17 protein-coding genes are annotated in these 16962 nt (G+C 76.0%); 3 read left to right on the forward strand and 14 right to left on the reverse strand.

Annotated elements, in window-relative coordinates; all coding sequences use genetic code 11:
• Positions 1 to 127: 127 nt before the first annotated feature.
• The 3 genes from ACFWDO_RS01365 to dut form a co-directional block, all read right to left on the reverse strand.
• Entirely contained in the window at positions 128 to 496 is a 369-nt protein-coding gene (locus tag ACFWDO_RS01365) for an OB-fold nucleic acid binding domain-containing protein (RefSeq protein WP_380319825.1), read from the reverse strand.
• Positions 497 to 532: 36 nt separating this feature from the next.
• The gene (locus ACFWDO_RS01370) at positions 533 to 1285 is read right to left on the reverse strand and encodes a DUF3710 domain-containing protein (RefSeq protein WP_380319822.1); all 753 of its coding nucleotides are present in this window, start codon (positions 1283 to 1285) and stop codon (positions 533 to 535) included.
• 115 nt (positions 1286 to 1400) lie between these two features.
• On the reverse strand, positions 1401 to 1862 hold the full coding sequence (gene dut / locus ACFWDO_RS01375; protein WP_380319834.1) for a dUTP diphosphatase: 462 nt from the start codon (positions 1860 to 1862) through the stop codon (positions 1401 to 1403).
• A 123-nt stretch (positions 1863 to 1985) separates the two neighbouring features.
• Between dut and ACFWDO_RS01380 the strand changes: the two genes are divergently transcribed.
• Positions 1986 to 2456, forward strand: a complete 471-nt coding sequence (locus ACFWDO_RS01380) for a DUF3093 domain-containing protein (protein WP_380319819.1) — start codon at positions 1986 to 1988, stop codon at positions 2454 to 2456.
• A gap of 92 nt (positions 2457 to 2548) precedes the next feature.
• Here the strand turns inward: ACFWDO_RS01380 and ACFWDO_RS01385 are convergent, their stop codons facing one another.
• The 3 genes from ACFWDO_RS01385 to ACFWDO_RS01395 form a co-directional block, all read right to left on the reverse strand.
• Positions 2549 to 2848, reverse strand: a complete 300-nt coding sequence (locus ACFWDO_RS01385; protein WP_380319816.1) for a DUF4193 domain-containing protein — start codon at positions 2846 to 2848, stop codon at positions 2549 to 2551.
• Positions 2849 to 3117: 269 nt separating this feature from the next.
• Positions 3118 to 3915, reverse strand: coding sequence for an inositol monophosphatase family protein (locus tag ACFWDO_RS01390; protein WP_380319831.1), 798 nt, complete (start codon positions 3913 to 3915; stop codon positions 3118 to 3120).
• Between the two features lie 81 nt (positions 3916 to 3996).
• Positions 3997 to 4659 (reverse strand): trimeric intracellular cation channel family protein, encoded by a 663-nt coding sequence (locus tag ACFWDO_RS01395; protein ID WP_380319813.1) that lies wholly within the window; start codon positions 4657 to 4659, stop codon positions 3997 to 3999.
• 154 nt (positions 4660 to 4813) lie between these two features.
• Between ACFWDO_RS01395 and sepH the strand changes: the two genes are divergently transcribed.
• Positions 4814 to 6016 (forward strand): septation protein SepH, encoded by a 1203-nt coding sequence (gene sepH / locus ACFWDO_RS01400; RefSeq protein ID WP_380319810.1) that lies wholly within the window; start codon positions 4814 to 4816, stop codon positions 6014 to 6016.
• A 14-nt stretch (positions 6017 to 6030) separates the two neighbouring features.
• On the opposite strand, the gene ACFWDO_RS01405 is transcribed toward sepH, so the two are convergent.
• The 7 genes from ACFWDO_RS01405 to ACFWDO_RS01435 form a co-directional block, all read right to left on the reverse strand.
• Positions 6031 to 6690 carry a thymidine kinase gene (locus ACFWDO_RS01405; RefSeq protein WP_380319807.1) on the reverse strand — a complete coding sequence of 220 codons (660 nt, stop codon included), beginning with the start codon at positions 6688 to 6690 and terminating at the stop codon, positions 6031 to 6033.
• Positions 6691 to 6737: 47 nt separating this feature from the next.
• The gene (locus tag ACFWDO_RS01410) at positions 6738 to 7355 is read right to left on the reverse strand and encodes a DinB family protein (protein ID WP_380319804.1); all 618 of its coding nucleotides are present in this window, start codon (positions 7353 to 7355) and stop codon (positions 6738 to 6740) included.
• Positions 7356 to 7428: 73 nt separating this feature from the next.
• Positions 7429 to 8646, reverse strand: a complete 1218-nt coding sequence (locus tag ACFWDO_RS01415; RefSeq protein ID WP_380319801.1) for an alkaline phosphatase family protein — start codon at positions 8644 to 8646, stop codon at positions 7429 to 7431.
• Positions 8643 to 9242: a DUF5998 family protein gene (locus ACFWDO_RS01420; protein WP_380319798.1), complete on the reverse strand. Its 600-nt coding sequence runs from the start codon at positions 9240 to 9242 to the stop codon at positions 8643 to 8645. The genes ACFWDO_RS01415 and ACFWDO_RS01420 overlap by 4 nt, the downstream gene beginning before the upstream one ends.
• 44 nt (positions 9243 to 9286) lie before the next feature.
• Positions 9287 to 9823, reverse strand: a complete 537-nt coding sequence (locus tag ACFWDO_RS01425; RefSeq protein WP_380319795.1) for a hypothetical protein — start codon at positions 9821 to 9823, stop codon at positions 9287 to 9289.
• Positions 9824 to 9839: 16 nt separating this feature from the next.
• A complete protein-coding gene (locus ACFWDO_RS01430) occupies positions 9840 to 10640 on the reverse strand; it encodes a DUF899 family protein (RefSeq protein WP_380319792.1) in 801 nt (266 codons plus the stop codon).
• 147 nt (positions 10641 to 10787) lie between these two features.
• On the reverse strand, positions 10788 to 13583 hold the full coding sequence (locus ACFWDO_RS01435; protein ID WP_380319789.1) for a GNAT family N-acetyltransferase: 2796 nt from the start codon (positions 13581 to 13583) through the stop codon (positions 10788 to 10790).
• A gap of 144 nt (positions 13584 to 13727) precedes the next feature.
• Between ACFWDO_RS01435 and ACFWDO_RS01440 the strand changes: the two genes are divergently transcribed.
• Entirely contained in the window at positions 13728 to 16211 is a 2484-nt protein-coding gene (locus ACFWDO_RS01440) for a DNA topoisomerase (ATP-hydrolyzing) subunit A (protein WP_380319828.1), read from the forward strand.
• A gap of 9 nt (positions 16212 to 16220) precedes the next feature.
• On the opposite strand, the gene ACFWDO_RS01445 is transcribed toward ACFWDO_RS01440, so the two are convergent.
• Positions 16221 to 16925: an alpha/beta fold hydrolase gene (locus tag ACFWDO_RS01445; RefSeq protein WP_380319786.1), complete on the reverse strand. Its 705-nt coding sequence runs from the start codon at positions 16923 to 16925 to the stop codon at positions 16221 to 16223.
• Positions 16926 to 16962: the final 37 nt, after the last annotated feature.

Genomic DNA, 16962 nt, shown 5'->3' on the forward strand with positions numbered 1-16962 from the left:
GTCGGCCAACTGGTCACCGACCACCTGCTGCGCATCCCGATGCACCGCGTCGCCGACGCGCGGCCCGGCTCTTCGCACGTCTACGAGTTCGCCTGGCCGTCCAACCTGCCCGACCTCGTCGCCTGGCTCACTCGTCGGCCCGCGCGCGCAGCTCGTAGCGGGGGTTGAACATCGTGCGGCGCCCGTCGACGTCGCAGACCAGGCCCTCCACGCGGATCCGTCGGCCCGGGTCGATACCCGCGATGGACCGGCGCCCGAGCCACACGAGGTCGAGCGATCCCGACCCGTCGTACAGCTCCGCCTCCACGGTGGGAACCCCTTCGCGGGGCCGGAGCACGACCGAGCGCAGCGAGCCCGCCGCGCTGGCGCGCTTGCGGTCGCTCAGCTGGGACACGGGCGTGCATCCGCGGTAGGTGGCGGCCTCGTGCCGCTCCTCGTCGGCGGCGACCTCGTCGGCCGAGGCCAGCGCGTGCTGGACGGCGGTGCGCAGGGACATCAGTGCTCCAGGCGGGTGGTCATGGCCGTGGGCCGGTCAGCGGATCTCGGTGATCTCCGGGCCGCGGGTCAGCGGGTCGAACGACGGCGTCTGCGGCGCGGCGCTCTCGGGGCCGGCCGCGGGCTCGCCGTCCGGGGTGCCGCCCTGGCGGGCGTTCTTCGGCAGCGTGAGGGTCAGCAGGTCGCGCGGCGGGCGGGGGTTGCCGTCCCGCACGACGACGACGTTCGCGAAGACGGACTCCAGCGGGCGGGCCGCCTCGGGGTCGATCGCGGCGCGCCCGGACAGCACGCCGCGCAGGAACCAGCGCGGGCCGTCGACGCCCACGAAGCGGGCGGGGCGCACGGCCGGCTGCCCGTCGGGACCGGTGGCCGGGATCCGCGCGATGAGCTCACGCCCGAACGTGCCGGGCACGTCGTCGACGGTGCCGCCCTGGCGCGTGATGGACGTGCCGATCTCGGCGCGCACCTCGTCCCAGATCCCGTCCGTGCGGGGAGCGGCGAACGCCTGCACCTGCAGGCCGGAGCCGCCGAGGGTCGCCGAGACGCCGGTGACCTTCTGGGTCTTCTTGTCGACCTCCATGCGCAGCTCGAGGCCCGGCAGGACGGGCAGCCAGATGGCGCCCAGGTCCACGCGCGGGCCCATGCCCGTCACCTGGGTGGAGTCGAACGGCCCGCGCTCGGGGCGGTCCGCCGCGCCGGCGTCCTCGCCGTCGGCGGCGGGCGTCGCGGCGCTCTCGGGCGCCGCCTCGCCGGTCTCCTTCTTCGACGCGTTGCGCCGGAACAGCCCCACGGAGGATCTCCTTCTCGTCGTCCTGCTCGTCCGGTGATCGGCCCGAGCGGGTCCTACCCATCTCCCACAGTAGACCGGTTCGGCCTCCCTCAGGGGTGCCCCGCGGGGCCGCCGGTCAGGCCCCGGCGAAGCCCCCGCTGGAGCCCAGGCCGCCGTCGCCGCGGTGCGAGCCCGGCAGGCTCGTCGCCACGAGGAAGCGGGCGTGCTCCACCCGCTGGACCACGAGCTGGGCCACCCGGTCGCCCCGGCGCAGGTGCACCGGCTCGGCGACGTCGGTGTTGAGAAGGATCACCTTGATCTCCCCGCGGTAGCCCGCGTCGATCGTCCCGGGCGCGTTCACCACGGTGACGCCGTGCTTCGCGGCGAGGCCCGAGCGCGGGTGCACGAACGCCGCGAACCCCTCCGGCAGCGCGATCGCGACGCCGGTGGGCACCGTGACGCGGCCCTGCGGCGGGATCTCCACGTCCACCGTCGTCACGAGGTCGGCCCCCGCGTCGCCCGGGTGCGCGTACGCGGGGGTCGGCACGTCGTCGAGCAGGGTGACGAGGACGTCCACGGTGCTCGCGTCGTGGCTCATGTCGTGGCTCGCATCGTGGCTCACGGGCGGGGTCACGGGCTGGCTGGCGGTGTCGGACACCCGCGAAGCGTAGCCGACCGACCGGCGGTCACCCGGCCCGCGAGCGGCTGGGATGATGGGGCCATGAGCGAGCAGCAGCCCGAGGACTCCTCCACCACCGGCCCGGCCTTCCGCGAGCGCCTCTCGCCCGGCCCGGGCGCCTGGTGCGGCGCGGTCGGGCTGGGCCTGATCGTCGGGGTGACGCTGTGGCCCCTCATGCACGCGGTCGGTGTCGTGGTCGGGGTCCTCGTCGCGGCGGGCACGCTCGCCGCGCTCCTGGCGACCGCCCCGGTCATCGAGGTCACGGACGGCCGGCTGCGCGCCGGCCGGGCCCAGATCGGCGTCGACGTGCTGGGCGAGATCACGACGATGGACAGCCCCGAGGAGATGCGCACCGCGCTCGGCACCGCCCTCGATGCGCGCGCCTTCGTGTGCCTGCGCGCGTGGGCCCGCACCGGGGTGCGCGTGGACCTCGAGGACCCGCTGGACCCGACCCCCTACTGGCTCCTGTCCACCCGGCGTCCGCAGGAGCTCGCGGCCGCGCTCCGCGGCTGACTGGGGACGACGAAGGCCGTCACGTCCTCGACGTGACGGCCCGTGTCGTCCGTGGTGCTGCGCGCCCCCGGCGGTGGTGCAGGGACTGCGGCTCAGGCAGCGCACTCCGTGCAGACCATCTGGCCGTTCTTCTCGTAGGCCAGCTGGCTGCGGTGGTGGACGAGGAAACAGCTCGTGCAGGTGAACTCGTCGGCCTGGCGGGGCAGGACGCGGACCGCGAGCTCCTCGCCGGACAGGTCGGCGCCGGGAAGCTCGAAGCCTTCCGCGGCCTCCGTCTCGTCCTCGTCGACAACACCCGACGACTTGTCGGAACGACGCGCCTGGAGCTCCTGGATCGAGTCCTGCTCCGCGTCCTCGTCGTTCTTGCGGGGGGCGTCGTAGTCGGTTGCCATCTGTGTGGTCACGCTCCGTGGTGTCGGTATCGGTACGCGCTGATAATGCTCGGTGACCGGGTTTTGTTCCCGGTCGGCCCACGGATTGTGCACCATTTCGGGCGGGCGCGCGACACCGCACGCTGTTCCCCGTGTCACAGCGCCGTCATCGGGCTCTGACCTGCGACGACATCGGTCGGTCGTGGCGTTCACCGCCAGCGGACAGCCGGGCGGTGACGAACTTTTTCACCTGCTCCGGCGGCGCGGAGCGGGGCCGAACCCGGTCGCCGTCAGGCCCCGGTGTCGGCACCCGCGTCCTCGAGCAGCCGGACCAGCTCGTCGACGACGGGCGGCGCGCCGGCGACGGTCATCGTGCTGCCCGCACCGCGTCCGCGCAGCCCGCCGACCCACGCGCCGGCCTCCGCGGCGACGAGCCCGCCCGCCGCCATGTCCCACGGGTTGAGCCCGCGCTCGTAGTAGAGGTCGACCGCGCCCTCGGCCAGGAGGCACAGGTCGATCGCCGCCGACCCCAGCCGCCGGATGTCCCGGACCCGTGGCAGCACGTCCGCCAGGACGCGAGCCTGCTCCGCGCGCCGCGCGGCGGCGTAGCCGAAGCCCGTGGCGACCAGCGACTCGGCCAGCGAGGCCGGCCGGCGCACGCGCAGCGGCGCGCCGTCCCGCTCGGCGCCTCCGCCGCGGGCGGCCGTCCACGTGCGGCCGTCCACCACCGAGTGCACGCACCCGGCCAGGGCCGTCCAGCGCTCGGGGTCCACGGGCCCGGCGACGACCGCCACGGACACCGCGTAGGACGCGACGCCGTAGAGGTAGTTGACCGTGCCGTCGATCGGGTCGAGCACCCAGGTGAGCCCGGAGGTGCCGGGGACGTCGTCGCCCTCCTCCCCCAGGATCGCGTCGTGCGGCCGCTCGGCGGCGAGCCGCGCACGCAGCAGCGCCTCCGAGGCGCGGTCCATCTCGGTCACCGGGTCGACGGCGCTCGACTTGGTCGCCGCGACCTCGACCTGCGCAGGCCTCCCGTCGCGGACCAGCGCGCCGGCCTCGCGCGCGAGGCTGCGGGCCAGGTCGCGCAGCGCCTCGACGTCGTGCCGCTCGGTGTCGTACCCCTCGCCGCCGTCGTGTCCCGGGTTCCCTGCCGCGTCGTCGTCCACGCGCTACATCTTCCCGGACCGCCGGCCCCAGCGCGCGGTCCAGCCGGGACCGGGGTGCGGCACGGTCCACCCGCGCGCGAGGGACAGGAGGCGGAACCCGAGGACGAGCACCACGACCCCGAGCCCGGTCCAGACCCCGAGCTCGCCCGCCTGCCACAGCGCCGCGGTGATGCCGGCGCCCACCAGGGCGGGCACGGCGTAGAGCTGGCGGTCGGCGAACACGAGCGGCACCTCGCCCACGAGGACGTCGCGCAGGATCCCGCCGCCCACGGCCGTGAGCATGCCGACCACCACGGAGGCGAGCACGCCGGCGCCGAGGCCCAGAGACTTCGTCGTGCCCTGGAGCACGAAGAGCGCCAGGGCCGCGGCGTCGAGCACCAGGATGGAGCGGCGCATGCGCTCCAGGCCCGGGTGGAAGAAGAAGATGATGACGCCCGCGGCCAGGGCCGCCGCCACCAGCCGCCAGCTCGAGATCCCGACAGGCGGGGTGTCGCCGATGAGGAGGTCGCGCAGGATGCCGCCCCCGAGCCCCGTCACCCACGCCAGCACGAGCACGCCGAAGGCGTCGAACCTCTTGCGCACGGCAGCGAGGCCGCCCGAGACGGCCGCGACGAAGACCGCGACGAGCTCGACGACGGAGACCGGGCCCGAGGTGAACACATCCACGGGACGTCATCCTCCCAGGCGCCGCCGGCACCGGCGCGTCAATCGACGGCACACCGACGCGCCTGCGCCGCGGCGCCCCGCGCCGGTGGCACCCTCGAACCGGCGGACCCGCCCCGACTGAACGTCACCGTGGGCGACCTGTGAGGGAGGAAGCATGGCCGAGCTCGAGCTCGTGAGGCTGCACGAGGACGGTGAGCGCCTGGTCCTGCGCGGCCCGGACGGCACCGAGAGCACGCTGCCCATCACGGAGGCGCTGCGCGCCGCGGTGCGGCGGGACCGGCCGCGCACGGAGGCGCTGCGCGCCCAGGCCGCGACGACGCTGCGCCCGCGCGACCTGCAGGCGCGCCTGCGCGCCGGGGCGACGGCGGAGGAGCTGGCCGAGGAGTCCGGCCTGCCCGTCGAGCACGTGCAGCGGTACGAGTGGCCGGTGGTCGCCGAGCGCGACCACGCGATCGGCCAGGTGCGCGCCCACCGGCTGCCCGGCGACGAGGAGTCGACGACGCTCGGCGAGGTCGCGGACACGCGGCTGGCCGCGCGCGGGGTCACGACCGCCGAGGCGCGCTGGTCCGCGCGGCGCGACGGCGCCGCGCCGTGGGTGGTCGAGGTGCGGTTCTCCGCCGGCGACCGCGACCGCTCCGCGCGCTGGACCTACGACCCCAAGGGCCGCGTCGTGACGCCGCTCGACGACGAGGCGCGCTGGCTCGGCCAGCCCGACGACCCGCTCTCCCCGGACGTGCTGGGCGTGCCCTCGGCGGGCAGCCGCACCGTCCCGCCGCGCCGCCACGTCGAGGACGACACCACGGCCCTCCTGCTGGACGACCTCGCCGGACGGCGCGGGCAGCGCGCGGGAGAGCGGCTGCGCTCCCCCGCGCCCCGGCGCCAGGACGAGGAAGCCCCGACCGCCTCGGAGGTCCCGGTGGGCCGCGTGTCGGCGCCCGGGGTCGAGCTCGCGCCCGCGGACCCCGATCCCGACGGTGCCGACCAGGCCGCCGGCGCCAGCGTCGTCGACCTCGGCTCGCGCCGCGCCGGGATGCGAGTCCCGGCGCCGGAAAGGTCGACGCACCCGTCCGGCAGCGCCCGCCGGCCGATGCCCGGGGTGCCCGGCGCGCCCGGCTCCGCCGCGGACGAGCCGGCAGACGGCGGCGAGGACCGGCCCGCCGCGGCCCGCGACGACGTCGTGGACGACGCTCCGGCGCCAAGCGGACCGCCCGCCCAGGGCGCCGGCCCCCAGCCGGCCGCGCCCGCCCCCCGCAACGACAAGCCCGCGTCGGCGCGCCGCTCGGGGCGCAAGGGCCGCGCGCAGGTGCCGAGCTGGGACGAGATCGTCTTCGGCGGCGGCCGCCCGTCGTCCTCCTGACCGTTCCGACCGGCCTACGCGCCGTCGCCCAGGTCCAGCCGGTCGGTGACCGCGGACCGGAGGCGGGCGTCGGCGTCCGTCATCCGGCGCATGTGGTGGCGCCGGCACAGCACCTCGTAGGACACCGGCGCGGCGTCCGGCGCGCCCGCCACGTCGCCGATCACCACCTGGTCGCCCTCGACCACCATGACGCCGCCCACCGTGCGCGCGTTGTGCGTGGCCCGCGCACCGCACCAGCACAGCGACCGCACCTGCAGCACCTCGATGCGGTCCGCGAGCTCGATGAGCCGCGCCGCGCCGGGGAACAGGCGGGTGCGGAAGTCGGTCGTGATGCCGAACGCGAAGACGTCCAGCTCCACCTCGTCCACGAGGCGGGCGAGCTGCTCCACCTGGGCCGTGGAGTAGAACTGCGCCTCGTCGCACACCAGGTAGTCCACCGTCCGGCCGGACTGCCGCTCCCCGGCGACCACGTCCCAGAAGTCGGTGCCGTCGGTGACCTCGCGGGCGTCGACCTCGAGGCCGAGGCGCGAGGAGAGTCGGGAGTTCCCCGCACGGTCGTCGCGCGTGAAGATCAGCCCGGTCCGCCCGCGCGCGCGGTGGTTGTGGTCGGTCTGCAGGGCCAGCGTCGACTTGCCGCTGTCCATGGTCCCGGAGAAGAAGACGAGCTCGGCCATGGGGCAGATCCTGTCAGATCCTGTCAGGCCCGCGGGCCTTCCCGGCCCTACTGCCCGACGCGCCCGTCGACGCACTCGCGCAGCAGGTCGGCGTGGCCGCAGTGGCGCGCGTACTCCTCGACGTGGCTGAGCAGCAGCTCGCGCAGCTGGATCTCGCCGCCGGGCTCGGGGCCGAGGTCGGACAGCCCGGCGTTCGTCGTGGAGAGGTCGGCGATCGACGCCACCATGCGGTCCGTCGCGGCAGCCTCCGTACGCCAGCTCCGGAACGCCTCGTCCACCACCGCCGGGTCGGCGACCGCGCCGTCCCAGTCGCCGTCGCGGTGGCCGTCGCTGCGGTACAGCCACGGCACGTCCTCGCCGGTCATGATGCGGCGCACGTGCCGCTCGTCCTCGGTGACGTGCCGCACCAGCCCCAGCAGGGACATGGTCGACGGCGGCACCGAGCGGCGGGCGAGCTGCTCGGCGTCCAGGTCCGCGCACTTCATCTCGAGGGTCAGCCGGTAGGAGCGCAGCGCGTCGAGCAGGAACGCCCGTTCGTCGTCCGCCCCGGGCTCGCGCTCGAGGGCCTCGCGCGGGTCGTCGTCCGGGTCCACCCACATGTCGGGGTAGACGGTCGCCCGGGTCCACCGGGACGCGGGACGGGGCTCCTGCTCACGGGGTTCCATCCCGGCATCGTGACACCCGGGCGACGGGCTCGCCACGACTTTCGCGGCGCCGCGACGCGGCCCTCGAGCGCGGCTACGCCTGCGCGACGAGCAGCGGCACGACCATCTCCGCCGGCGTGAGCGACCCGTGCACGCCGGGCATCTCGCGCGCCCCGGACGGGTGCAGCCGCGAGTCGACGACGGTCGCCGCGCCGCGGGCCGCGACCAGCACGTCGCCGACGGCGGGCAGCACGTGCGGGGCGACGGGCCCGAGCCAGCCCGCGGCGACGGCGTCGTCCCGCAGCATGACGAGCGCGTCGTCGCCGAGCACGCCGGCCCACCGCTCCGCGACGTCGCGGGGGTCCGCGGCGGGCTCCACGTAGACGTGGGTGGCGCGCGGCTCGCCGCCGAGCAGGGCGACGTCGCGCGCCAGCTCGGGGTGCGCCGCGACGTCGTGCTGGCGCGCCTGGTCCGCGGTGACCTGTCCGTGGTCGGCGGTGACGACGACGAGCGTGCCGCGCGGGACGGACCGCACCAGGCGGCGCAGCTCGGAGTCCGTCTCCTCGAGGGCGTCGCCCCACTGCCACGACTGCGGGCCGTGCTGGTGGCCCGCCTTGTCCACGGCTCCGTGGTACAGGTACACGAGGCCGGGCTCGCGCAGCTCCCGCACCGTCGCGCCGACCTGGGCGTCCAGGCCCTCCGCGGTCACGTACCGCGGCCCGCGCAGGGCCGCCCGGGTCATCCCGGAGCCGGCGAACCGCGCCGGGCCGGGCGCGACGACGCGCACGCCGTCGGCGGCGAGCGTCTGAAGCACCGTGCGCTCGCGCTGCAGGTCCTCGGGCTCCGTCCGCATCGGTCCGGAGAGCTTCGTGCGCCGGTACGGGTCCGACTGCTCGGTCCACGAGACGGTGGTGGCCAGGCCGCCCGTGGCGGGGTTGCGCTGCGTGTAGCCCAGCAGCCCCGTGCGGCCGGGCGCGGTACCCGTGCCGAAGGTCGCCAGCGCGGCCGCCGTCGTCGACGGGAAGCTGGACAGCACGGAGCGGCCGTCCGCCGCGAGGGAGCGCAGGAACGGCGCGTGCCCGCCGCGCTCCGCCAGGTTGGCGAGCCCCAGCCCGTCGACCAGCACGACGACCGCGCGCTGCACGCCCGCGGGCAGGCCGAGCGCGTCGCGGCAGTCGGCCGAGCGCAGCCCGGTGGCGGTGGTGACGTCCTTGCCGAGGGACCCCGCCACTGCGGGCAGGACGGCGGCGAGGGAACCCGTCCCGTACGACGGCGCGATCAGGCCGTCGGGAAGCGCGACCGTGGTCGTCATCGGGCGGCGCGCCCGCCCGCCCCCGTGGCGGCCGACAGGGAGCGCGCGAACGCCGTCGCCCGACGCAGCGCGTCGCGGCCCTCGGCGGCGCCGCTGACCCGCACGACGACGTCGTCCGGGGTGAGCTGGCCCGTGAGGCCGTGGTCGGCCTCGCACGCCGGGTCGGGGCACTGCGCGGGCTCCAGGTCGATCCGGGAGACGGCGCCCCAGCCGATGGCGAGGGTCAGCTCGGACGCGCTGTCGCCGGGGCGGTGCTCGGCCGGCTCGTCGACCACATGGGTGAGCGCGACCGACCGGATCTCGCCGAGCGGCACGGCCTCGGTGGTGGCCGCCGCGGACGACGGGTGGGCGGCGTCGCCCTCGTGGTCGTCGACGTGGGCGGTGACGAGCCGCGTGGGCGTCAGCGCGAGCACCGTGAGGTGGCGGCGCACCGCGTCGTCGAAGGTCGTCTCCGCCTGCACGAGGTGGGCGAGCACGTCCTCGTCGGCGAGCGCGACGTCCAGGACGTCCTCCACGAGGTCCGGGTAGTACCCGGCCCGTCGCACGTGGGCGGACAGGTCGGCACGGAGGTTGTCTCGAGCGGTGGCATGCGGCACCCGGGCATTGTCCCACTCCCGGGGGCCCGCGTGCGCTCGGGCGGCTAGGGCGCCAGCCAGGGCATCGCCGCCATGGCGAGGGTCGAGGCGGCCGCCGCCGCGAGCTCGGCGCGGAGCAGGACGTCGCCCTGCCGACGGGCCTCGACCGCGCAGGCGACGGCGTAGCCCACCGCCACCGCGGCCGCGACCACCAGCACGGGCGCGGTCCCGAGCGCCGCAGCGCCGTGGTGGCCCGGCGCGTGCCCCGCGGCCGGCCCGCCCGGCCCGACGGCCGCCGCCAGCACGAGCACGCCCATCGCCACCGGGTGCAGCGCGCGGAGCGTGCCCGGCCCGGCCGGCGGGCCGTCCCACGCGGAGCGGCGCCGCGCGGCGAGCGCGACGAGGCCGAGCCCGACGAGCACGGCCGCCCACGCCCACGGGCGCAGCAGGGTGCCGCCCGTCAGCATCGTGTCGGCCATGCCGAGCAGCATCGCGGCCATGCCCGCCACGGCCGTGGCCCCGACCGGGTGCCGCCCCGCGAGGCAGCACCCGGTCCCGACCCCGGCTGCGGCGAGCGAGCCCGCGGCGAGGACGACATGCACGGTGCGCGCTCCGGTCTCAGTGGTGGTGCTCGTGGCCCACCGAGGCCACCGGCGTGGCTCCGGGACGGGTCCACTGGATCGTCGGGCGCCCGCCGGCGCCCTCGTTCCCGACGCCGTCGGCGTCCGCACGCCAGAACCAGCAGGGCGCCTTGCCCTGCGGCCAGCCGTCCGGGTAGTCCTGCCATGCCTCCATGCGCCCGCGCGGCGTCATGTCCAGCAGGGCGAGCGCCGGCATCGTGGCCTCGCCGCCGCGCCCGGTCAGCGTGCCGGTGAGGAACACCCGCTCGCCGACGCGCAGGAAGCACATCCAGGTCCCGAAGTCCTCCCCGTTCACGTCCGGGTCCGCCACGTCGACCACGGAGTACCAGTGCTGCGGGTACCCCATGAACGCGACGAACGGCGCCAGCTCGTCGTACGGCGCCTGGGCGAACACGGCGAGCGACACGCCGCGGGCGTTCAGGTAGGCGGGGTCCTGCGCGGGGAAGTACGTCAGCGTGCAGCCCTCGCACTGGTTCTCGAACGGTTCGCCCGCGTGCCACATGTGCTTGTAGACGACGAGCTCCTCGCGCCCGTCGAACAGGTCGAGCAGGGTGGTCGGCCCGCCGGCCCCGACCACCGTGGCGCCCGCGTCGACCTCCGTCATGGGCAGCCGCCGGCGGGCCGCCGCGATGGCGTCGCCCTCCCGTGTGTGCGCCTTCTCCCGCACGAGCAGCTCGTCGCGGGCGGCCTGCCAGGCCGCCCGGTCGACGACGGGCGGGACGGCCGGCGCTGCGTGGCTCTCCCCGCCGCGGCGGGCGTGGCTCTCGGTGATGCTCATGGCACTCTCCTCGACGTCGTCGGACCGCCGGCATCGCGGCGGACTGGCGAGCGCGCCGAGAGTCGTCGACGCGCTCCACCCTGTCGACGAACGAGGAGCGGTCCGACCGACAGCCTCGGCGAGATCCGCCCGGATCGGCCCGAGGCCTCAGCCGGGCAGGGCCCGGCGGGGCGCGTCGGCACGCTGGGCGGCCCGCAGCCGGACGCCCGCGTGCAGCACGCTCACCCCGGCGGAGCCGACCACCACCGGGTACAGCTCCAGGGAGGCGACCTCGGGCAGGTCGTCCGCGAGGACGGACACGCGCGCGAGCACGTCCTCGAGAGCGTCGATGTCCGCCTCCGGGGCGCCGCCGTAGCCGAACAGCCGTGGCGCGGCCCGCACCGTGCGGACCATGGCGGCCACGTCGACGTCGGTCAGGGGCGGGATGCCGTAGGCGACGTCGTCCAGGAGGTCGGTCGCGTCGCCCGCGAGCCCGAACGACACCTTGGGCCCGAACAGCGGGTCCTCGCCGGAGCGGATCACGCAGGGCACCCCCACCGGCGCCATCGACTGCACCTCCATCTCCGGCTCGGCCTCCCCCAGCACCTCCCGGGCGACCTGGCGCATGCGCTCGACGTCGGCGCGCAGCTCGCCCTCGTCGGCGATGTCGAGGCGCACCCCGCCGAGGTCGGTGCGGTGGCGCAGCGCGGTCGAGGCCGTCTTGAGCGCGACCGGCCAGCCGAGCTCCCCCGCCGCGGCCACGGCCTCGTCCGCCGTCCGCACCGTCCGCGAGCGCCACAGCCGCAGCCCGTAGCAGTCGAGCAGCTCCGCCGTCTCGTCCTGGGTGAGGCCGCGGCCGTCGCCGTCCGCGGCCCCCGCGAGCCAGCCCTCGACGAGCCGACGGGCGTGGCGGGCGTCCATGCCGTCGGGCCGCACGTGCGTGCCCCGGTCCTCCGTGCGCCAGCGGGCGTAGGTGACGACCTTGCCCAGCGCGGTCACCGCGTCCTCGGGCGTCGAGAAGGCGGGGATCCGCACGGGGGTGCCGTCGGGGCCGGTCGCGGCGAGCTCGTCGGGCAGCCCGCTGAGGCCGAGCATCGAGGCCACGGTGGCGCGTCCGGTCCGGGCCGCGGCCCCCGCGACGGCGCGGGCCACCGCACCGGTGCGGGGCACCACCACGGGCACGTCGACGGCGACGACGACGTCGCACGCCCCCGGCGCGTACAGCGCGTCGGTCACCTGGGCGATCTGCGCGTCCGTCGCGTCAGGCGGCAGGAAGTCCGACGACGCGGCGACGACGAGGCCCGCGGCGGCCGCGGCCTCCGCCACCAGGGCCGCGAGCGCGGCCGACGACGCGAGGATGCCGACCCGTTCCCCCGCCGGCAGCGGCTGGTGGGCCAGCACCTGCGCCACGTCCATGAGCTGGTGGGTGTTCTCGGCCCGGATCACGCCCGACTGCCGCAGCATCTCGTCGAGCAGGCGGCGCGGTGCGCGGGTCGCGCGCACCGCGTGGCCGGGGGGCACGACCTGCCCGGACTGCCCCGCCACCACGACCACCACGGGCTTCACCCCGGCGAGCCGGCGCGCGATCCGGGAGAACTTGCGCGGGTTGCCGATGGACTCGAGGTAGAGGCAGACGACCGCCGTGCGGACGTCGTCCTGCCAGTACTGCATGAGGTCGTTGCCCGAGACGTCGGCGCGGTGCCCGGCCGACAGCAGGGCCGAGACGCCCAGCCCGCGCCGCTCGAGGGTGCGCGTGAGCGTGACGGCCGCGGGCGCCGACTGGCAGAACATCCCGACGACACCGGCGCGCGGCGCCCGCTCGGCGAGGCTGGCGTGCAGGCTCGCGCCCGGGGTCGTGGTGAGCAGCCCGAAGGACGCCGGGCCGACCACGCGCATCCCGCCCGCGTGCGCGGCGCGCACCAACTCGCGCTGCCGCGCCAGCCCGGCGGGCCCCGTCTCGGCGTAGCCCGCGGCGAGGACGACCACGCCGCGCACGCCGCGGCCGGCCAGGCGCCGCACCGCGGCCACGGCCCGGCCGGGCGGCACGGCGAGCAGCACGAGGTCGACGTCCGCCACGTCGTCCCACGACGCGGCCACCGCGACGCCCGGGCCCGCCAGGTCCGACGGCGCGGGCAGCCCGTCGGGGAGCGGCCCGGGAGCGCCGAGCACCGTGAGCTCCGTGTCCCCCGGGTCGGCCAGCGCGGAGTCCACCACGCGGCGGGCGAGGTGGTGCTCCGGCGTCGCGGGTCCCGGCCCGGCGGGTCCGGGGCCCACCAGCAGCACCCGCCGCGCGGACAGCAGCGCCTGCATGGACCGCGCCTCGGCGCGGTGCTCGCGGTCGGCCATCACCTCGCGGGAGCGCTCCGTGGGATCGAGGTCGAAGGCCACCGTCACGACGCCGTCGTCCAGGTGCTGGCTGATCGCGTACCCGGCGTCGCGGAAGACGGCGAGCATCGACGCGTTCTGCGGCAGCACGTCGGCGGTGAATCGCCGCACCCCGCGCTCGCGCGCCGCGGCCGCGACGTGCTCGAGCAGCACGGACCCCAAGCCCTTGCCCTGCATCGCGTCGGCGATGTTGAACGCGACCTCCGCCTCGGTGTCGGTGACCTTGTCGTACCGCGCGACGCCGAGGACGTCCTCGCGCGGGTCGCCCGCCTCGTCGACGCCGGGGCGCACCCCGATCAGCGCGACGCGGTCGTGCTGGTCGAGGTGGGTGAGGCGGTCCAGCTCGCGCTCGGTGAGCCGCTTCACGGGGGCGAAGAACCGAAAGTACGCCGAGCGCTCCGACTGCGCCTCCTGGAAGCGCTGGATGGCGTCGGCGTCGGAGGGGCGCAGCGGGCGCAGGTGCATCGTCGAGCCGTCGCGCAGCACGACGTCGGCCTCCCACGCGACCGGGTACTCGGGCCCCGGCTGCGGGTCCTGCTGCGCGCCTGGCCGGGCGTCCGGCTGGTCGGGTTCGTCCACCCGTGCAGGCTATCCGGGGCCCCCGACGGCGGCTCGTCGCCGCGCCTGCACGGCCGTGTGGGTCCCGACGACTAGAGTCTGGTGCCGTCCTCGAGAGCCCCCGCTCCCGTCACCGAGCACACCGAGAACCAGGAGCCGCACCGCATGGCGCGCAAGAGCAGCAGCGCACCCGCCACCGACGAGCCGTTCGACGAGAAGATCGTCGACATCGACGTCGCGGCGGAGATGGAGGCGTCGTTCCTCGAGTACGCGTACTCCGTCATCTACTCCCGCGCCCTGCCGGACGCCCGCGACGGCCTCAAGCCGGTGCACCGCCGGATCCTGTACATGATGTCGGACATGGGCCTGCGGCCCGACCGCGCGCACGTGAAGTCCTCGCGCGTGGTCGGCGAGGTCATGGGCAAGCTCCACCCCCATGGCGACACCGCCATCTACGACGCGCTGGTGCGCCTCGCGCAGGACTTCTCCATGCGGCTGCCGCTGGTCGACGGCCACGGGAACTTCGGCTCGCTCGACGACGGCCCGGCCGCCCCCCGGTACACGGAGGCGCGCCTCGCCCCGCCGTCCATGGCGATGACCGCCGGGCTCGACGAGGACGTCGTCGACTTCGTCCCGAACTACGACAACAAGCTCACCCAGCCGTCCGTGCTGCCGTCGGCCGTCCCGAACCTGCTGGTCAACGGCGCGTCCGGCATCGCGGTGGGCATGGCCACGAACATGGCGCCGCACAACCTCGTCGAGGTCGTCGCCGCGGCCCAGCACCTCATCACGAACCCCGAGGCCACCCTCGACGACGTCATGCGCTTCGTGCCCGGCCCCGACCTGCCGTCCGGCGGCAAGATCGTCGGCCTCGAGGGCGTGCGCGACGCGTACCGCACCGGCCGTGGCACGTTCCGCACCCGCGCCACCGCCCGGATCGAGAACGTGACGGCGCGGCGCAAGGGGATCGTCGTGACGGAGCTCCCGTACGGCGTGGGCCCCGAGAAGGTGATCGAGAAGATCGCCGACGGCGTGAAGTCGAAGAAGATCCAGGGCGTCAGCAACGTCCAGGACCTCACGGACCGCACCCACGGGCTGCGGCTCGTCGTCGAGGTGAAGACCGGCTTCGACCCGGACGCCGTCCTCGAGCAGCTCTACCGCACCACCCCGCTGGAGGACTCCTTCGGCATCAACAACGTCGCCCTCGTCGACGGGCAGCCGCGCACGCTCGGCCTGCTCGAGCTGCTGCGCGTGTGGGTGGCGCACCGGATCGACGTCGTGCGCCGCCGCTCGACGTTCCGGCTCGCGAAGCGGCAGGAGCGCCTGCACCTGGTGGAGGGCCTGCTGCTGGCCATCGTCGACATCGACGAGGTCATCCAGGTCATCCGCACCTCCGACGACGCGGCCGCCGCGCGCGAGCGCCTCATGAGCGTCTTCGACCTGTCAGAGCCGCAGGCCACCTACATCCTCGACCTGCAGCTGCGCCGGCTGACCAAGTTCTCCCGCATCGAGCTGGAGAAGGAGCAGTCGGAGCTGGAGCGCGAGATCGCCGAGCTCCAGGAGATCCTCGCCGACGACGCCCGCCTGCGGGCCGTCGTCAGCGCCGAGATGGGCGAGGTGGCCGCCACCTACGGCACCCCCCGCCGCACCGTGCTGCTCGACTCGGCCGGCGGCGCCACGGCCCCCGCCGCGACGAACGGGCGCAGCAAGGCGCCCGCCATCAGCCTGGAGATCGCCGACGCCCCCACCCGCGCGCTGCTCTCCGCGACGGGGCTCCTGGCCCGCACGTCGGGCGAGGCCGCGGACGCCCCCCTCGAGCGGGCGGGCCGCCGGCACGCCCACGACGCGATGCGCGGGGACGTCGCGACGTCCACCCGCGGCGACGTCGGCCTCGTCACCACCGCGGGCCGCCTGCTGCGCGTGTCCGTGCTCGACCTGCCGGCGCTGCCGCCGGTCGACGGGCCGCCGTCGCTCTCGGGCGGCATCCCGGTCAGCGAGCTCGTCGCGCTCGCGCCCGGCGAGACCGCGCTGGCCGTGGTCTCCCTGGACGAGGACGCGCCCACCCTGGCGCTCGGCACCGCGAACGGCGTCGTCAAGCGCGTCGCCGCGGGAGACGTGCCCGCCAACCGCGACGAGTGGGAGGTCATCGCGCTCAAGGACGGCGACCGGGTCGTGGGCGCCGCGCCCGTGGGCGACGACGACGAGCTGGTCTTCGTGGCCTCCGACGCGAGCCTGCTGCACTTCGACGCCTCGGCCGTCCGCCCGCAGGGGCGCGCCGCGGCCGGCATGGCGGGCATCCGCCTGGGCGCCGGCCAGCGGGTCGTCTTCTTCGGCGTCGCGCGCGCCGCGACCCGCGACCTGCACACCGTCGTCACCGTCGCCGGGACGTCCGGCGCGCTGCCGGGCACGGGCGGCGGCTCCGCCAAGGTCACGCCCTACGAGCTGTACCCGGGCAAGGGCCGTGGGACCGGCGGCGTCCGGGCGCACCGCTTCCTCAAGGGCGAGGACGGCCTCGTCCTCGCCTGGGTGGGCGAGGGCCCGGCCCGCGCCGTGGGGGGCGCCGGGCAGCCGGCCGAGCTGCCGGAGAGCACCGACCGCCGGGACGGTTCGGGCCAGCCGCTGGCCACCCCCGTCGCGGCGATCGGGTGATCCCGCCGGTCAGCGCCCGACGGCCGCGACGATCGCGTCACCCAGGTCCTCCGGCCGCGTGAACATCGGCCAGTGCCCGGTGGGCAGGTCCACGATCTCGTAGTCGTGCAGCTTCGCGAGCTCGTCGACGAACGGGTGTCCCTCGGCCATCAGACCGCGCAGCACCTCGGCCGGCATCTCCGACGCCACGACGGTCGAGGGCACGTCGAGCCGGCGCAGGTCGTCGCCGAGACGGTGCGGCTCGCGCACCGTCCCCCCGGGCTGCGGCGCCGACTCGGCGTCGACGGCGGCGCGGATCTCGTCGGTCATGTCCCGCAGCGAGTCCTCCTCGAAGTCGGACCAGACCAGGGGCACCTCGACCACGTCGGCCGGCAGGTCCGCGTTCATCGCGTAGCCGTCGCCCACCGGGCCCGAGTCGACGTACACCACGTGCGAGACGCGGCCCGGGCGCGCGTCGGACGCCGCGTAGACGAGCCCGCCGGAGGCGGAGTGGCCCACGAGCGCCACCGGGGCGTCGGACGGCAGGGCGTCGACTGCCGCCACGACGGCGGCGACGTGGTCGGCGAGGTGGATGCCGGACCGGTCCGCGTCCTTCGACCCGAGCCCCGGCAGCGTCAGGGGGTGCGCGGTGTGGCCCGCGCGCTCCAGCACGGGGACCACGGCGTCCCAGGCGGAGCCGTTCAGCCAGAACCCGGGTACCAGGATGATGTCCATGCCACGAGATTAGGAGTGACCTCCGACACGGCACCTG

It is taken from the genome of Isoptericola sp. NPDC060185, assembly GCF_042728595.1.
Classification (GTDB): Bacteria; Actinomycetota; Actinomycetes; order Actinomycetales; family Cellulomonadaceae; genus Isoptericola.